Source organism: Leeia sp., assembly GCF_041909055.1.
Taxonomy (GTDB): domain Bacteria; phylum Pseudomonadota; class Gammaproteobacteria; order Burkholderiales; family Leeiaceae; genus Leeia; species Leeia aquatica.
Genome location: NZ_JAYREC010000001.1, coordinates 783,521 through 798,343 on the forward strand (window position 1 = coordinate 783,521; position 14,823 = coordinate 798,343).

A 14,823-nucleotide genomic window follows, 5' to 3' on the forward strand; every position below is an offset into this window, starting at 1 on the left:
TCAAGGCATCAGCATATTTAGCACCCCTGACATTCCACACCATCCCTCTTGCATTGCAGCAGCAAAGGCATAGACTTCGCGCAACTGCCCTAAAGTAGGGCGTCGCCACGAAGGAAATGCACCAAATGGTTACATTGGCTGATTTGCACGCCTGTCTGCAAAGCTGTAATGATCTGGCCCAACAAGCCAGCCACGCTTGGCTGTGCGGGATGGAAGATGCGCTACAAGCGCAGCTGGATGGCTGCCGTGCCCTGCTGGAGGACTGGCAGGCGCAGCCTTTGCTGCCGGCCGGTGGCCCCGAGCAGCAATTACGCCAGCAACAGCAGCGGCTCTCCCATCAGCTGGAGCTGGGCATGACTGCGGCACGCAATATCTACCTGAGCAATATGCGTACGCAAACCGAATGGTTGCAGCTCAGTGAAAAATGGGTTGCCACCTGCAGCGCAGCCCTGCTGGACCAGCTCCCCACCCCGCCGGGCTCGCCCGCCCCTGCCGTAGAAGCCATGCGCTCCGCCGTAGAGATTGGCGGCTGCGCCTTTGACTCGCTGTCCAAAGCCACCCGCCAGGTAAGCCATTTTGCCGGTACCAACATGACCGCCGCCACCCTGAAGGCACTCAATGTGGCCCGTGAGAAGCTGAACGGCTAAGCCACAGGCTGGCCTCGCCAGCCCCATACAAGCGGCAGTCAGCTCACGCTTCTGTGCCGGTTGCCACCGGCCGTGATGCGTCGCTGCACCATTCACTCCACGAGCCAGCATACAGGCGACTGCCCGTTAGCCCGGCATGGCTCATCGCCAGCAGATTATGGCAAGCGGTCACACCGGAGCCACACTGGTGCACCAGCTCGCCGGGGGCCACACCCGCCAGTACCTGCTCAAACTGCTGGCGCAGCACATCCGCCGGTTTGAAACGTCCATCGGCCTGCAGGTTGTTCTGGAAAAAGAAATTACGTGCCCCGGGAATATGGCCGCCAACCGGGTCCATGGTCTCCCCCTCCCCGGCAAAACGGCCTGGCGCCCGTGCGTCCAGCACCACAAAGGTGGGGTGCTGCAGGTTAGTCAGCACGGCCTCTACCCGCACCGGCTCGTCCGCCGGTTGCATCGGATAGGGCGCCGCAGGAACCACCTGTGGCAGCTCGGTGGTCAATGCCCCACCCGCAGCCTGCCAGGCGGCCACACCGCCATCCAGCACCGCCACCGCCTGATGCCCGAGCCAGCGCAGCATCCACCATAGCCGCGCCGCGTACATGCCACCCGCCGAGTCATACGCCACCACCTGCGTCTGCGGAGTAATGCCCCAGCGCGCTACGGTCTCAGCAAAGTGGGCACGCTCCGGCAAGGGGTGCCGCCCATTGCGCCCGGTCTTGGCTGCGGACAGGTCATCCTCCAGGCTGGCAAACTGCGCCCCCGGCAAATGCCCTGCCGCGTACTGGCCACGCCCCCAGCTCAGGTCGGTCAGTTGATGGCTGCAATCGAGCAGGCACACCTGGCCTTGCAGTGCCTGCAGGCTGGCCGCGTCAATCAGCGTCTGGTACATGAGGTGCTCCTTGTGGGTCCGGTCGGCGATTGCTGCCCGCCACCATCTTGAATTCCAGCAGGCGGCATTCCAGCGCGCCATTGAACAGGACCGTACGCTTGCTGGCCGACAAGCGGATGGTTTTGGCCAGCTCCGGATCGGCACTCAGCAGGTATGCGCGCCAGCCGCTGAAGTGCTGCTTGAGCCAGTGTCCCAGCTGCGGGTACCACGCTTTCAGCGCTTCCAGCTCCCCCAGCCGCACGCCGTAGGGCGGGTTACTGACGATCACACCCTCGCTGGCCGGTGGCCGGCAATCCAGCAGGTCACACTGTTTGAGCTCGATCACATCGCCCAAGCCAGCGGCTTCAATATTGGCCTGCGCCCGTTTCAGCACATCGCCGTATTTGTCGCTGCCAAAAATCGGCAAACGGCGGCGAACCGGTGCCTGCTGCTCTCGTTCGGCCAACCAGGCTTGCCACTCCGCCTGCGGAAAGCTGCGATTGCGCTCAAAGGCAAACCGCCGCCCGGAGCCCGCATCGATGCCCAGGGCCATCTGCGCCGCTTCCATCAGGATGGTGCCGCTACCGCACATTGGGTCCAGCAGCGGCTGGCACAGGCCATCCTCGGTATGCGTTTGCCAGCCGCTGAGCATCAGCATGCCTGCCGCCAGATTCTCGCGCAGCGGCGCTTCGCCCTGCACCTGACGCAAGCCCCGCTTGAACAGCGGCTCACCGCTGGTGTCCAGATACAGGGTCAGTACCCGTGCATCCAGAAACGCATAGATGCGCTGATCGGGTGCTTCGGTATTGACGCTGGGGCGGCTGCCGGTACGCTCGCGGAAATGATCGCAAATGGCGTCCTTGATGCGCAGGGTCAGGAAGTCCAGACTGGGTAGCGGGCACTTTTGTGCCGACACGCTGACCTTGATGGTCTGTGACGGGTCAAACCACTGCCCCCACGGCAGCGCCTGGGCTGCACGGTAGACGTCCTGCTCGGTGCGGTAAGGGGTCTGCCGCAGGCGCCACAGAATGCGGCTGGCCAGACGGCTGCATCGGTTGGCACGCGCCGCGCACAACCAGTCGCCCTTGAAATGCACGCCCCCTGCTACCGCCTTGACCTGCTCACCGCCCAGTGCTGTCAGCTCCTCAGCCAGCAAAGCCTCCAGCCCGCGAGGACTGGTCGCAAAAAAATCATGCATGGTCATCAAAACTGCTCCTGCCTGGGGCCACTTGCGGTGACGTGTTCGTTTACAATAGCACTGGCCCGCGCGTACCGCGGGCCACTGTACAGCGGATGGCGCAGCTTACCACAGCCCCGCTCCGCTTGCCCTGATCCCTCTGCCGATGGAAACCTGCATGCATACCAATCGCTCCTTCCCACTGACCCGTCTGCGCCGCCTGCGCCGTCATGCTTTTTCCCGTGATCTGGTGCGTGAGCATCAGCTAACCGTCAAAGACCTGATCTACCCGGTATTCGTGATTGACGGCGAGGACAAGATCGAGCCCGTTGCCTCCATGCCGGGCGTGGCGCGCATGACACTGGACCACCTGCTGAAGGAAGCCGGACGCTGCGTGGCACTGGGCATTCCGGCGCTGGCCTTGTTCCCGGTGGTGGGCAGCAGCCTGAAATCCCTGCAGGCAGAAGAAGCCTGCAATCCGGACGGTCTGGCGGCACGGGCGGTACGGGCGCTGAAGCAGCATTACCCGGAGCTGGGCGTGATCGTGGACATCGCGCTGGACCCCTACACCAGCCACGGCCAGGACGGGGTCATCGACGACCAGGGCTATGTGCTCAATGAAGTCACGGTCGACATCCTGTGCCAGCAATCAGTTTGCCTGGCACAAGCCGGGGCTGACGTGGTGGCCCCCTCCGACATGATGGATGGCCGCATCGGCAGCATCCGTCAGGCGCTGGATGCCGCCGGTTTTGAGCTGGTGCAGATCATGGCCTACTCGGCCAAGTACGCCTCCAGCTTCTACGGCCCCTTCCGCGATGCGGTGGGTTCGGCAGGCAATCTGGGCAAAGGCAACAAGTACACTTACCAGATGGACCCGGCCAATGGTGACGAGGCGCTGCATGAAGTGGCGCTGGACTTGCAGGAGGGTGCCGACATGGTGATGGTCAAGCCCGGCATGCCGTATCTGGATGTGGTGCAGCGGGTCAAAACCGAATTCAAGGTGCCGACCTTTGTGTATCAGGTCAGCGGTGAGTATGCGATGCTGAAGGCCGCAGCCCAGCAAGGCTGGCTCGACGAACGAGCCTGCGTACTGGAAAGCCTGCTGGCCTTCAAACGCGCCGGGGCCGATGGCATCCTGACATATTTCGCCCCGCAGGTCGCCAGCTGGTTGCAGGAAACTGCCTGATCACCTCAGGCCGCGCTGACTTCCTCGAGCAGCGCGGCAAGCTGGCTGCTGGACGCCGTCAATCGCTGCCCATGCTCATTACGCCGCTGCGACGCCTTGAGCCACTCTCCGCGCGGTAGCAGGGTCAGGTGAAATTGCTGACCATAAGCTTCAAACGCCAGCGACAGGAAGCGCCCGCCTTGCCTCCATTCAAAAGGCAAGCCCAGGTTGGTGAGCAGAATGGCGGCCCGTTTTTCGTCTTCCGCCTCTGCCAGCAATTCAATGCAGGCATGCTCACCCGCCACCCCGCTGAGCACCTCCCCCGACAGCAGCGGGGACAAGCCCTGCAGTTGTCCCATCATGGCCAGCGCTGCCTGCCGTAGCTCCTGCAGGCGTTGCGGGTGCTCGTCGTCGAACAGCGCACGGTACTGTGACAGCGCCTGCTCCAGCAAGGCCTGATCCGGCCAGCTGGAAGGATCATGGTTGCCCAGTTGCAAGGCCGCCTTGCGGCAGGCCACTGCCAGCTCCTGCTCGCTGCCTTCCGCCAGCAGGCGGGCAGCCCGGTCTGCAATCTGCCATTGGGCATGCCGGTTACGGGTTGAACGTGAACGCATGTCGACCTCCTTCACCCCTAGCCCGAACTTACGCTAGCAAACCCGTGTGACAATCCAGTGACGTCACCTGCCCTTAGAATAGCAGGTCGCGCACCGTCTCCACATTGGTGCCCGCCTCTTCACCGCCGTCACCGCCGCCCTCACCGCTGGCGGGGCGCGCCGAGGAACTGTTATCCAGCCCCAGTCCCGGCGCGGTAGAGGTCCGCTCGGCGTAATAGTATTCACTGCCTTGCTTGACCACGCCCTTTGGCATCGGCAGGGGCCGCTCAGGAATACCCTTCAGTACTTTGCCCATATAAGTCATCCAGATCGGCAAAGCGGCGTGACCACCGGTTTCCGAGCCACCCAGTGGCTTGGGCTGGTCATAGCCGACCCAGACCACGCCCACCAGATTGCGCTGCGAGAAGCCGGCAAACCAGGCATCCATCACGTCGTTGGTGGTACCGGTCTTGCCCGCAAGGTCTTTCCGGCCTAGCGACATGGCACGCGCTGCGGTACCGTAACGCACCACGTCGCCCATCACACTGGTCATGATGAAGGCGTTGCGCGGGTCGATGGCCTCCGGCGCATTCTGCCCCACCACATAGGGCTTGCTCTGGAACACCACTTTGCCCTTCGGGTCTTCAATGCGCTCAATAAAATAGGACTGCACCTTGTAGCCACCGTTGGCAAACACACTGTAAGCCGCTGACATCTGGTACGGCGTCACAGACCCCGCTCCCAGCGCCATGGTGAGGTAAGGGGGGTGTTTGTCTGGCGTGAAGCCGAACTTCTGCATGTACTCCTGTGCATATTGCGGCGTAATCGCCTGCAGGATACGGATCGATACCAGGTTCTTGGACTTGGTCAGTGCCTGCCGCAGACTCATTGGCCCGGAGAAGCGGCCATCCGAGTTTTTCGGCTCCCAGCGCTGCCCGCCTTGCTCAATCACCAGCGGGGCATCATTGATAATGGTGGATGCCGTAAACCCCTTTTCCAGCGCCGCAGAATAGATGATGGGCTTGAAGCTGGAGCCCGGCTGCCGCCAGGCTTGCGTGGCATGGTTGAAGTTGTTGCGGTTGAAGTCAAAGCCGCCCACCAGCGCCTTCATCGCCCCCGTATTCGGGTCCATCGACACGAAGGCGGACTCGATCTGCGGCAGTTGTGAAATCTCCCACAGACCCTTACTGTTCTGGAACACACGGATCACCGCACCCGGGCGAATCCGCACCGCTTCGTTGGCCTTGGGACCAATCATGCGCTGGGCAAACTGCAGACCCGCACCAGTCAGCTCCAGGGTTTCCCCCCCCTTGCGATAGGCCACCACCTTTTTCGGGCTGGCTTCCAGTACCACGGCCGGGTAAATATCGCCACTGTCCTTCACTTCCTGCAACATCTGGTCGAGGTAATCCTCGCGCTGCTCGACTGGGCCCTCGGCATAATTGCTGATGTCTATGTAAGACTCGGCACCACGGTAGCCATGGCGCTTGTCAAAATCCAGCATGCCATGCCGTACGGCCAGATGCGCCGTCTCCTGGTGATCGGCCAGAATGGTGGTATACACCTTGTAGCCTTGGGTATAGGCCGCATCCTTATACTGGTCCACCATAAACTGGCGCACCATTTCGGCCACGTACTCCCCGCGCACCGTAAAGTCGGCCTGTGACTTCAACACGTGCAGCTCTTCGACTTGAGCAGCTAACCATTCCGCATCTGTAATGAAACCCAGCTCATGCATGCGGCGCAGCACATACAACTGGCGGGTTTTGGCCCGCTCCGGGTTGACCACCGGATTGAACTTGCTGGGTGCCTTGGGCAAGCCGGCCAGCATGGCATACTGGGCAATGCTCAACTCATTGATGGGTTTGCCGTAGTAGATCTTGGCGGCCGCGCCAAAGCCATAGGCACGCTGACCCAGATTGATCTGATTCATGTACAGCTCAAGGATCTGGTCCTTGCTGAAATTCTGCTCAATCTTGAACGCCAGCAAGGCTTCCTTGAACTTGCGCTCCATGGTCTGCTCGGGCGTCAGGAAGAAATTTTTAGCCACTTGCTGGGTGATGGTACTGGCACCGGAAACCGTCTTGCCTTTGGTAAAATTGGAGAGCAGCGCACGGGCGACACTGATGTAGTCCACGCCCCCATGCTGATAGAAGCGCTCGTCTTCCGCCGCCATCAAGGCCTGCTTCATCTTCTCCGGCACATCAGCAATCTTGAGGAAGTCTCGCCGCTCCTGGCCGAACTCCCCAATCTGTACACCGTCTGCGGTATAGACCCGCAGCGGAATGGCGGGTCGGTAATCCTGCAGCACTTTGACATCGGGCAAGCGGGGATACACGATCATGACGGCGATGGCCAGGATGGCAATCCCGATCAGGCCAAGGCTTACCATGAACAACAACGGATAGGTAATCCACTTGCGTGACGGTCTCAAGTTCATGTCTGTTTTGTAGAGGGTCTATAGTTAAACGAGGGCTACTGTAGGCGAAAACGCGACAATATGCGAGCATTCATGATAAAAGCATGATTGCTTTACTTGACAGCTTTACGCTGCTAGCATTTCATGTAGTTTCACACATAATGCATGTAACCTGCTTAATGTTCAAAGGAATTTGCCTTGAAATCCAGCTTTAACATGGACTTTCTGAAGCCGAAAGCGCCACCGCTGGTTGGGGTCGATATCAGCTCGCACGCCGTCAAGATGGTCGAGCTGAGCAAAGCGGGCAAAACCCTCAACATCGAGCGGTATGCCATCGAACCCCTACCCAAAGACGCGGTTGCAGACGGCAATATCGCCAACCATGAGGCCGTGGCAGACGCCATCAAGCGCGCTTGGCGCAAGCTGGGCGCACGCACCAAGAACGTCGCGCTGGCCCTGCCTGCTGCCGCAGTCATCACCAAAAAGATCACGGTACCCGCAGGTCAAAGCGAGCGGGACCTCGAACTACAAGTCGAATCCGAGGCAAACCAGTATATCCCGTTTGCCCTGGAAGAGGTGAATCTGGATTTTCAGATCATTGGTCCGTCCCCTGCTACGGCCGACGAGGTTGAGGTGCTGATCGCCGCATCCAAAAAGGAAAAGGTGGAAGACCGGGTCGCCGCTGCGGGTGAGGCCGGTCTGAAAACACTGGTAATGGATGTGGAGTCTTACGCCACCCAGGCGGCGTTCGAGCTGATCCAGAAGCAACTGCCCGGTGAGGGCCGCGACCAGACCATTGCCATCGCTGACATCGGCGCGACCATGATGCACATCATGGTGGTGCGCAACGGACAGCAGATCTTCCTGCGCGAGCAGGCGTTCGGTGGCAACCAGCTGACGCAAGACATCCAGCGCCGCTTTAATCTGAGCCAGGATGAAGCAGAAACTGCCAAACGCAATGGCGGGCTGCCAGAGAACTATGAACCGGAGGTGCTCAAGCCCTTCATGGAGACACTGGCACAGGAAGTGATGCGTTCCTTGCAGTTCTTCTTTGCCTCCACCCAGTACAGCCATGTGGACTACATTCTGCTCGGCGGTGGCTGCAGCAGCATTCCTGGGCTGGATGAAGTGGTGGCCAACCGCACCCAGGTCAGTACCTTGATTGCCAACCCCTTTCTTGGCATGTCTCCACCCAGCCGGATCAAGCCGAAGCAGTTGCTACAGGACGCCCCGTCACTGCTGATCGCCTGCGGTCTCGCCCTTCGCAAGTTTGAGCCATGATTAGATTAAACCTGTTACCTCACCGCGAGCTGCGCAAGGCCGCCCAGACCCGTCAGTTCTACATTTTGACGGCCTTTACCCTGCTCGCTGCCTTGGGCGGTGCTTTTGCCGTCTACCAATACCTGGTGGATCAGGTCACCTACCAAGAGGCGCGCAATGGCTACTATCGCCAGGAAAATGACAAGCTGTCCAAGCAGATAGTAGAAATTGACAAGCTGAAGGAAGAGCGGGAAACCCTGCTCAGCCGCAAGAAAGTGGTTGAGGACCTCCAGGTCAGCCGCTCGGAAGTGGTGCAGCTGCTCGATTCACTGGCCAAGCTGACCCCGGAAGGCATCATGCTGACCAGTATCAAGCAGACCGACACCACGGTGGACCTGACCGGCAACACCATTTCCAATGCGCGGATCGCAACGTTCATGCAGAACATCCAGAGCTCCAGCATGCTGGCCAATCCGACCCTGATCCAGATCACCGGGGGCGATGCTGGCAAGCCGAGCACGTTCAGCATGCAGATTCAGATCAAGCGCGGCGCACCGGCTGATGCGGCCGCTTCCGCTGCACCCAAGGGTTAAGTCATGGCCTCCCTAGACGAATATCGCAACCTGAACATCAACGAGATTGGCACATGGCCATGGCCGGCACGGCTGGGCATCCTGTTGCTGATCGTTATCCTGATCAACGTGGCCGCCTACTTCCTGTTCTGGGAAGAAGAAATCACCAACCACGACAACAAGGCTGCAGAGGAAACCCAACTGCAGGAAAAATACAAGGAACTGAAGCAAAAGGCCGTTAACCTGGATGCTTACAAGCTGCAGCTGAAGGAAATCCGCCAGTCGCTGAGCGAGCTGCTGAAGCAGCTGCCGAAACGCTCTGAAATGGACGCCTTGCTGACCGACATCAACCAGGCTGGCGTGGGTCAAGGTTTGGTCTTTGTCGAGTTCAAGCCGCAAGCTGAAACCAAAACCAATGAAATGGCAGAACTGCCCATCAACCTGAGCATGAAGGGTAATTACCACAGCTTTGCCCGCTTTGCCAACGACATCGCCAAGCTGCCCCGTATCGTCAACCTGAACAACATTCAGATGACCGCAGCCGCCGATGGCAACATCAGTATCCAGACGGTTGCCAAGACCTTCCGCTATCTGGATGACAATGAGCTGGAAGCCATGCGCAACAACCAGAACAAGGGGGCGAACAAACCATGAAGCGCCCACTGACCCTAGTCAGCCTCTTGCTCGGCAGCGTATTGCTGAGTGCCTGCGGCAAAAGTGACTTCAAAGACATTGACGACTGGATGGCCAACGAGTCCAAGGATTATCGTGCCCGGATTGAACCCGTGCCCGAACTCAAACCCTATGTCCCGTTTGACTATCAGGCTCAGGACCAGCTGGAGCCCTTCTCCAGCGCCAAGATCCAGGCCAAGAAAGGGGCTGGCAACGGCACCCCGGCCAACTGGAAAAAGGAACCCCTGGAAGAGTTTGATCTCGACAAGATCACGATGGTGGGCACGCTGAACAACAAGGCAGAAGGTCGCATCGCCTTGGTCAAGGTATCCACCGGGGAAATCTTCCGGGTCAAGGTCAGCAATCACATCGGACGCAATTTCGGCGTGATCACGGCCATTACCGATAGCAGCGTCGAGATCAAGGAAATGATCGAAGACAGCAGTGGCGACTGGTCAGAGCGCAGCGCCAGCCTCAAACTATCTGAGCAGGAGTAACCATAATTATGAAGACCGTCACGCTGTCCGACTGCAAAGCGGTCCGCTGGGTATCAGGGCTGTTGGCAAGCGTCTTGCTGAGTGCCTCGGCCTGGGCGGCCAACAGTATTGAAAGTGTCGATGTTTCGGCACTGCCGGGCGACCAGGCCTTGATCAAGGTCAAAATGAGCGGCCCTGCCGTCACCCCGACTGGCTTTACGGTTGCCACGCCCCCACGCATAGCGCTGGATTTCCCCAATGTCAGCAGTCATCTGAGCTCGCCCAACATCTCGGCCAACCAGGGTAACCTGCGTGCAGTCAATGTGGTAGAAGCCAATGGCCGTACCCGTCTGGTGGTCAGCCTGCTGCAAACGGCACCCTACGAAGTCAGCACCCAAGGCAATGAAGTCTGGGTCAAGCTGGGTACGGTGATGACCGGTGCCAATGCCGGCACATCCAACACACAGTTTGCGACCAGCAAGCCCGCTGCAAGCCGCGACTCCATTCGTGATATCGAATTCCGCAAAGGCCGCCAGGGTGAAGGTCGTGTGGTGATTGATCTCAATAACGGCAATGCCGGCATCGACATTCGCCAGCAAGGCAAGCTGCTGCTGGTGGACATCAGCAAGGCGACACTGCCGATCAACCTGCAACGCCGCATGGACGTGACCGACTTTGGCACGCCGGTGCAATTCATCGACGCCAAAGGCAAGGGTGAATCGACTCAGCTGGTGATTGAGCCCAAGGGCCTGTGGGAATACTCGGCGTACCAGACCGATGGGCAGCTGGTGATCGAAGTCAAGGAACAGGTACGTGACCCGAACCGTCTCAATCAAGCCAAAACCTATACGGGCGAAAAACTGTCGCTGAACTTCCAGAACGTGGAAGTGCGGTCTGTGATCGCCGTACTGGCAGACTTCACCGGCCTCAACATCATCACCAGCGATACCGTCACCGGTAACCTGACCCTGCGCCTGAAGGACGTGCCGTGGGACCAGGCCTTTGACATCGTGCTGCAAGCCAAGGGGCTGGACTCCCGCCGTAAAGGTAATGTGATCCTGGTGGCCCCGCGTGAAGAGTTGGCGACCAAAGAAAAGCTGGCGCTGGAAAACGAGCAGAACATCGCCGACCTGGAAGCCACCCGCACCGAAACCTTCCAGCTGAACTATCAGAAAGCCAAGGTGGTATTCGACTTCCTCAAGGATGAGAAGAACCGCTTCCTGACCAAGCGTGGCAGTGTCATCGTTGATGAGCGCACCAACCAGTTGTTTGTCAGCGACATTCCGACCAAGCTGGACGAGATTCGTGATTTGCTGCGCAAGATCGACGTGTCCTCCAAGCAAGTCATGATTGAGGCACGGGTGGTGATTGCCGAGGAAAGCTTCGGCCGCCAGCTGGGCGGACGACTGACCTTCAACCAGACCAAATCATTCTTCGGCTCGACCAGCACCAGTGCCCGAGGCACTGCCATCGCAGGCAGTGTAACGCCCGCCCTCTCGACCGCGCTGGACGGATCATTCGGCTTGCGCCTGACGCACAATCCTACCGGTGCAATTTTGGGTCTGGAACTGTTGGCACTGGAACTGGACAAGCGTGGTCGAGTGGTATCCAGCCCACGTCTGGTCACCAGTGATCAACAACAAGCCACCATCAAGCAGGGTGTGGAGATTCCGTACAGTGCGTGTACCATTTCAAACGGCAACACCACGTGTACCATTTCCTTCAAGGAAGCCGTGCTGCAGCTGGAAGTCACTCCGCAAATCACGCCGGATAGCCGGGTCGCCATGAAACTGAAAGTGACCAAGGACGCCAAGGGTGAAACGACGATTGCTGGCCCAGCCATCAACAAGCGTGAAGTCAATACCAATGTTACGGTTGCCAACGGTGAAACCACGGTAATCGGCGGCGTGTTTGAAGAAGAAACCCATGTTGATCTTGAAAAGACCCCGCTGTTGGGTGACATCCCTCTCTTGGGCTGGTTCTTCAAGAACAAGACAGATCGGGTAGAAAAGCGTGAGCTGATGATTTTCGTCACCCCGCGTATTCTGGATGATCGTCTGGCGGTACGCTAAGCAGCTGTAAAATCCGCTACAATGCCCGTCATGGCACTCGACATGACGGGCAATTTCTTTTTGGTGGGTTTGATGGGCGCAGGCAAGACCACGGTGGGTCGCGCCCTGTCTCGCCGCTTCAACAAGGCCTTCTTCGACTCAGACCATGAAGTAGAGGCCCGCACAGGTGTGCGCATCGCTACCATTTTCGATATCGAAGGCGAGGCTGGTTTTCGAGAGCGCGAACGCGAGATGATTGCCGAGCTGTGCCAGCGCCAGAATGTGGTACTTGCCACCGGCGGTGGGGCGGTGCTGGACCCTCGCAACCGTGAGCAGCTGGCACATCATGGCCTGGTCATTTATCTGCGCGCCACGCCGGAAGAACTGTATCACCGCACCAAACTGGACCGTAACCGCCCCCTGCTGCAAACCGCAGATCCGCTGGCCCGCCTGCAAACCTTGTATACCCAGCGCGACCCCTTGTACCGTGAGGTCGCCGATGTCATCTTTGATACCAGCCGCCAGACGGTGCAGAGCCTGCTGACGCAACTGGAACCGCAACTGCAAAAACTGAGCCATGCCTGATTACCAGACCCTGACCCTCGACCTGGGGGCGCGCAGTTATCCCATCTTCATTGGTGAAGACCTGCTATCTTCGGCAGAACACACTTTGCGGCCCTGGCTGGGTAAAGGCAAAGTGGTACTCGTCAGCAATACCACGGTCGCCCCGCTCTACCTGGCACGCTGGCAGGCCTGTCTGGAGCGCTGGGGGGTTGCACACCATCATGTCATTCTGCCGGATGGCGAGCAGTACAAGGATGCCCAGCACCTGGACCAGATCTACAGCGCTTTGCTGGCCGCGCACTGCGACCGTAAAACCACCCTGCTGGCCTTGGGTGGTGGCGTGATCGGCGACATGACCGGTTTTGCCGCGGCCTGCTATATGCGCGGTATAGCCTTCATCCAGATCCCGACCACTTTGCTGGCTCAAGTGGATTCGTCCGTGGGGGGCAAGACCGGTATCAACCACCCTTTGGGCAAAAACATGATTGGCGCGTTCTATCAGCCCCGCGCCGTACTCGCCGAGATCGGCAGTTTACGCACCCTGCCCGCGCGTGAGCTGGCCGCCGGGCTGGCAGAGGTCATCAAATATGGCTTGATTGATGATGTACCCTTCTTTGACTGGCTGGAGCAGCACATGCCCGCCCTGCTGGCGCGCGACGGTGCGGCACTGGCTGAAGCCGTCGCCTGGAGCTGCCGCAACAAGGCACGCATCGTCGCCGCCGACGAAACCGAAAGCGGTGTACGCGCGCTACTGAACCTGGGGCATACTTTTGGTCATGCCATTGAAGCCGGACTGGGATATGGCCAGTGGCTACATGGCGAAGCGGTAGCAGCCGGCATGGTGATGGCCGCGACCGCATCCCATTTGGCCGGATGGCTGTCTGCGCCCGAATTGCAGCGCATTCGGCGGTTGATTGAAGCAGCAGGCCTGCCAGCCGAAGCGCCGCCCTTGGGTGCTGAACGCTATCTGCAACTGATGCAGGTCGACAAGAAAAATGAGGGTGGCCGCATCCGCTTTGTCATGCTACGTGGCATCGGGCAAGCCTTTCTGACCGATGCCTTGCCCACTGCAGCACTAAACGCTGTCTTGCGTTAAGCAGCGCGCACCGCCAATAAAAAGGCCCGCATCAGCGGGCCTTTTTATTCAGTCAGGATGTCCTCACGCCGCGGCAGGCACAGCCATCCGCTGCAGCTGACGTGCAAACTGCTGTAGCGATGGAATGCCGCTCAATTCGGCACGTTGGCACCAGTCACGCAAGCGGTTCAGCAGTTGCTCGGAGTTCATGGCCGAACGCTCCCACAACGTCGTCAGCTCTTGCCGCATCTGGTACACGGTTTCCAGCACCCGGCTTTGCTGCAGGATCGTCTGCAGCGTCGCGCGCTCGCCTTCCGGTGTGTCTTTAGCATCCTGCTTCAGCCAGCGCTTCATCTGCCCCCAGCTGAGGCCCGATGGCAGCTTGGCAGCACCGGCCAGCTTTTCCAGCTCAGCCGCGCAGGTTTCACGCAGCGTACGCGCGTATCGTGAGGCAATGATGTAGCGGTTGGCAATCAGCGCCTGCAAGGTGGCATGGTCGGCTTCGAGTTTGGTGGGGACATCCACCATCTTCGGCTGGGTACGGCGCACCGTCGCCAGCCCCAGCAGCGACAGGATGCGGATATACATCCAGCCGATGTCAAACTCAAACCACTTGTAAGACAGCTTGGCGGATGTCCCAAAGGTGTGGTGGTTGTTGTGCAGTTCTTCCCCCGCAATCAGGATGCCCCACGGGAAAATATTGGTGCTCTTGTCCTCGCACTCAAAATTGCGATAACCCCACCAGTGCGCCAGGCCATTGATGACCCCTGCTGCAAAAAACGGGGTCCACACCATGGCCACCGCCCACATCCAGATACCATTCGGGCCAAACAGCAGGATAGCCAATACCAGCAGCATGCTGATGCCACCCGCGCTGTAGCGGGTGTAGACATTGCGCTCCATCCAGTCATCCGGCGTACCGTGACCGAACTTGTCCATGGTTTCCTGGTTCTTGGCCTCTTTACGGTAAAGCTCGGCGCCTTGCAACAGCACCGTACGGATACCATAGGTCCACGGGCTATGCGGGTCTTCCGGGGTCTCGCAGCGAGCATGGTGCTTGCGGTGGATCGCCGCCCACTGTTTGGTCACCATGCCGGTGCCCATCCACAGCCAGAAGCGGAAAAAGTGGCTGACCACCGGGTGCAGGTCCAGCGCACGGTGCGCTTGATGCCGGTGCAGAAAAATCGTCACTGCTGCCATGGTGACATGGGTAAAGCCCAACACCACCAGGATATAGCCCCACCAGGGCAGATCAATCAAACCATTAAGCCATTGCATGAGTCC

At 59.4% G+C, this 14,823-nt stretch carries 14 protein-coding genes; 9 read left to right on the forward strand and 5 right to left on the reverse strand.

Features of this window, described 5'->3' with window-relative positions; translation table 11 throughout:
* The first annotated feature begins 125 nt into the window (after nucleotides 1–125).
* Nucleotides 126–647 carry a hypothetical protein gene (locus tag ACE3O2_RS04400; RefSeq protein ID WP_374335065.1) on the forward strand — a complete coding sequence of 174 codons (522 nt, stop codon included), beginning with the start codon at nucleotides 126–128 and terminating at the stop codon, nucleotides 645–647.
* Between the two features lie 43 nt (nucleotides 648–690).
* Here ACE3O2_RS04400 and ACE3O2_RS04405 read toward each other — a convergent pair whose 3' ends face one another.
* Together ACE3O2_RS04405 and ACE3O2_RS04410 are read right to left on the reverse strand one after the other, a co-directional pair.
* Nucleotides 691–1,536, reverse strand: coding sequence for a sulfurtransferase (locus ACE3O2_RS04405; RefSeq protein WP_374335067.1), 846 nt, complete (start codon nucleotides 1,534–1,536; stop codon nucleotides 691–693).
* On the reverse strand, nucleotides 1,517–2,719 hold the full coding sequence (locus ACE3O2_RS04410; RefSeq protein ID WP_374335069.1) for a class I SAM-dependent RNA methyltransferase: 1,203 nt from the start codon (nucleotides 2,717–2,719) through the stop codon (nucleotides 1,517–1,519). Before ACE3O2_RS04410 ends, ACE3O2_RS04405 begins: the two co-directional genes overlap by 20 nt.
* Before the next feature lie 151 nt (nucleotides 2,720–2,870).
* On the opposite strand from ACE3O2_RS04410, the gene hemB reads away from it, so the two are divergent.
* A complete protein-coding gene (gene hemB / locus ACE3O2_RS04415) occupies nucleotides 2,871–3,878 on the forward strand; it encodes a porphobilinogen synthase (protein ID WP_374335071.1) in 1,008 nt (335 codons plus the stop codon).
* Between the two features lie 5 nt (nucleotides 3,879–3,883).
* Here hemB and ACE3O2_RS04420 read toward each other — a convergent pair whose 3' ends face one another.
* Entirely contained in the window at nucleotides 3,884–4,471 is a 588-nt protein-coding gene (locus ACE3O2_RS04420) for a hypothetical protein (protein ID WP_374335073.1), read from the reverse strand.
* A gap of 73 nt (nucleotides 4,472–4,544) precedes the next feature.
* Nucleotides 4,545–6,890: a penicillin-binding protein 1A gene (locus tag ACE3O2_RS04425; RefSeq protein WP_374335075.1), complete on the reverse strand. Its 2,346-nt coding sequence runs from the start codon at nucleotides 6,888–6,890 to the stop codon at nucleotides 4,545–4,547.
* A gap of 177 nt (nucleotides 6,891–7,067) precedes the next feature.
* On the opposite strand from ACE3O2_RS04425, the gene ACE3O2_RS04430 reads away from it, so the two are divergent.
* From ACE3O2_RS04430 to aroB, 7 genes are read left to right on the forward strand one after another with little or no spacing between them, the layout of a single operon-like run.
* Entirely contained in the window at nucleotides 7,068–8,150 is a 1,083-nt protein-coding gene (locus tag ACE3O2_RS04430) for a pilus assembly protein PilM (RefSeq protein WP_240947082.1), read from the forward strand.
* The gene (locus tag ACE3O2_RS04435; RefSeq protein ID WP_168876629.1) at nucleotides 8,147–8,722 is read left to right on the forward strand and encodes a PilN domain-containing protein; all 576 of its coding nucleotides are present in this window, start codon (nucleotides 8,147–8,149) and stop codon (nucleotides 8,720–8,722) included. The genes ACE3O2_RS04430 and ACE3O2_RS04435 overlap by 4 nt, the downstream gene beginning before the upstream one ends.
* A 3-nt stretch (nucleotides 8,723–8,725) precedes the next feature.
* The gene (locus tag ACE3O2_RS04440; RefSeq protein ID WP_168876630.1) at nucleotides 8,726–9,355 is read left to right on the forward strand and encodes a type 4a pilus biogenesis protein PilO; all 630 of its coding nucleotides are present in this window, start codon (nucleotides 8,726–8,728) and stop codon (nucleotides 9,353–9,355) included.
* Nucleotides 9,352–9,870: a pilus assembly protein PilP gene (locus tag ACE3O2_RS04445; protein WP_374335079.1), complete on the forward strand. Its 519-nt coding sequence runs from the start codon at nucleotides 9,352–9,354 to the stop codon at nucleotides 9,868–9,870. The genes ACE3O2_RS04440 and ACE3O2_RS04445 overlap by 4 nt, the downstream gene beginning before the upstream one ends.
* Before the next feature lie 8 nt (nucleotides 9,871–9,878).
* Nucleotides 9,879–11,921 (forward strand): type IV pilus secretin PilQ, encoded by a 2,043-nt coding sequence (pilQ, locus tag ACE3O2_RS04450; protein WP_374335082.1) that lies wholly within the window; start codon nucleotides 9,879–9,881, stop codon nucleotides 11,919–11,921.
* 21 nt (nucleotides 11,922–11,942) lie between these two features.
* A complete protein-coding gene (locus ACE3O2_RS04455) occupies nucleotides 11,943–12,485 on the forward strand; it encodes a shikimate kinase (protein ID WP_374335085.1) in 543 nt (180 codons plus the stop codon).
* Nucleotides 12,478–13,560, forward strand: coding sequence for a 3-dehydroquinate synthase (aroB, locus tag ACE3O2_RS04460; protein ID WP_374335087.1), 1,083 nt, complete (start codon nucleotides 12,478–12,480; stop codon nucleotides 13,558–13,560). The genes ACE3O2_RS04455 and aroB overlap by 8 nt, the downstream gene beginning before the upstream one ends.
* 63 nt (nucleotides 13,561–13,623) lie before the next feature.
* Here the strand turns inward: aroB and ACE3O2_RS04465 are convergent, their stop codons facing one another.
* Nucleotides 13,624–14,817, reverse strand: a complete 1,194-nt coding sequence (locus ACE3O2_RS04465) for a fatty acid desaturase (RefSeq protein WP_374335089.1) — start codon at nucleotides 14,815–14,817, stop codon at nucleotides 13,624–13,626.
* Between the last annotated feature and the right edge of the window lie 6 nt (nucleotides 14,818–14,823).

What these genes read in the sequence shown, in the direction of transcription:
- ACE3O2_RS04400 (WP_374335065.1), top strand. Translation starts at nt 126, where the DNA reads ATGGTTACATTGGCTGATTTGCACGCCTGTCTGCAAAGCTGTAATGAT.
- ACE3O2_RS04405 (WP_374335067.1), bottom strand. Translation starts at nt 1,536, where the DNA reads ATGTACCAGACGCTGATTGACGCGGCCAGCCTGCAGGCACTGCAAGGC.
- ACE3O2_RS04410 (WP_374335069.1), bottom strand. Translation starts at nt 2,719, where the DNA reads ATGACCATGCATGATTTTTTTGCGACCAGTCCTCGCGGGCTGGAGGCT.
- hemB (WP_374335071.1), top strand. Translation starts at nt 2,871, where the DNA reads ATGCATACCAATCGCTCCTTCCCACTGACCCGTCTGCGCCGCCTGCGC.
- ACE3O2_RS04420 (WP_374335073.1), bottom strand. Translation starts at nt 4,471, where the DNA reads ATGCGTTCACGTTCAACCCGTAACCGGCATGCCCAATGGCAGATTGCA.
- ACE3O2_RS04425 (WP_374335075.1), bottom strand. Translation starts at nt 6,890, where the DNA reads ATGAACTTGAGACCGTCACGCAAGTGGATTACCTATCCGTTGTTGTTC.
- ACE3O2_RS04435 (WP_168876629.1), top strand. Translation starts at nt 8,147, where the DNA reads ATGATTAGATTAAACCTGTTACCTCACCGCGAGCTGCGCAAGGCCGCC.
- ACE3O2_RS04440 (WP_168876630.1), top strand. Translation starts at nt 8,726, where the DNA reads ATGGCCTCCCTAGACGAATATCGCAACCTGAACATCAACGAGATTGGC.
- ACE3O2_RS04445 (WP_374335079.1), top strand. Translation starts at nt 9,352, where the DNA reads ATGAAGCGCCCACTGACCCTAGTCAGCCTCTTGCTCGGCAGCGTATTG.
- pilQ (WP_374335082.1), top strand. Translation starts at nt 9,879, where the DNA reads ATGAAGACCGTCACGCTGTCCGACTGCAAAGCGGTCCGCTGGGTATCA.
- ACE3O2_RS04455 (WP_374335085.1), top strand. Translation starts at nt 11,943, where the DNA reads ATGCCCGTCATGGCACTCGACATGACGGGCAATTTCTTTTTGGTGGGT.
- aroB (WP_374335087.1), top strand. Translation starts at nt 12,478, where the DNA reads ATGCCTGATTACCAGACCCTGACCCTCGACCTGGGGGCGCGCAGTTAT.
- ACE3O2_RS04465 (WP_374335089.1), bottom strand. Translation starts at nt 14,817, where the DNA reads ATGCAATGGCTTAATGGTTTGATTGATCTGCCCTGGTGGGGCTATATC.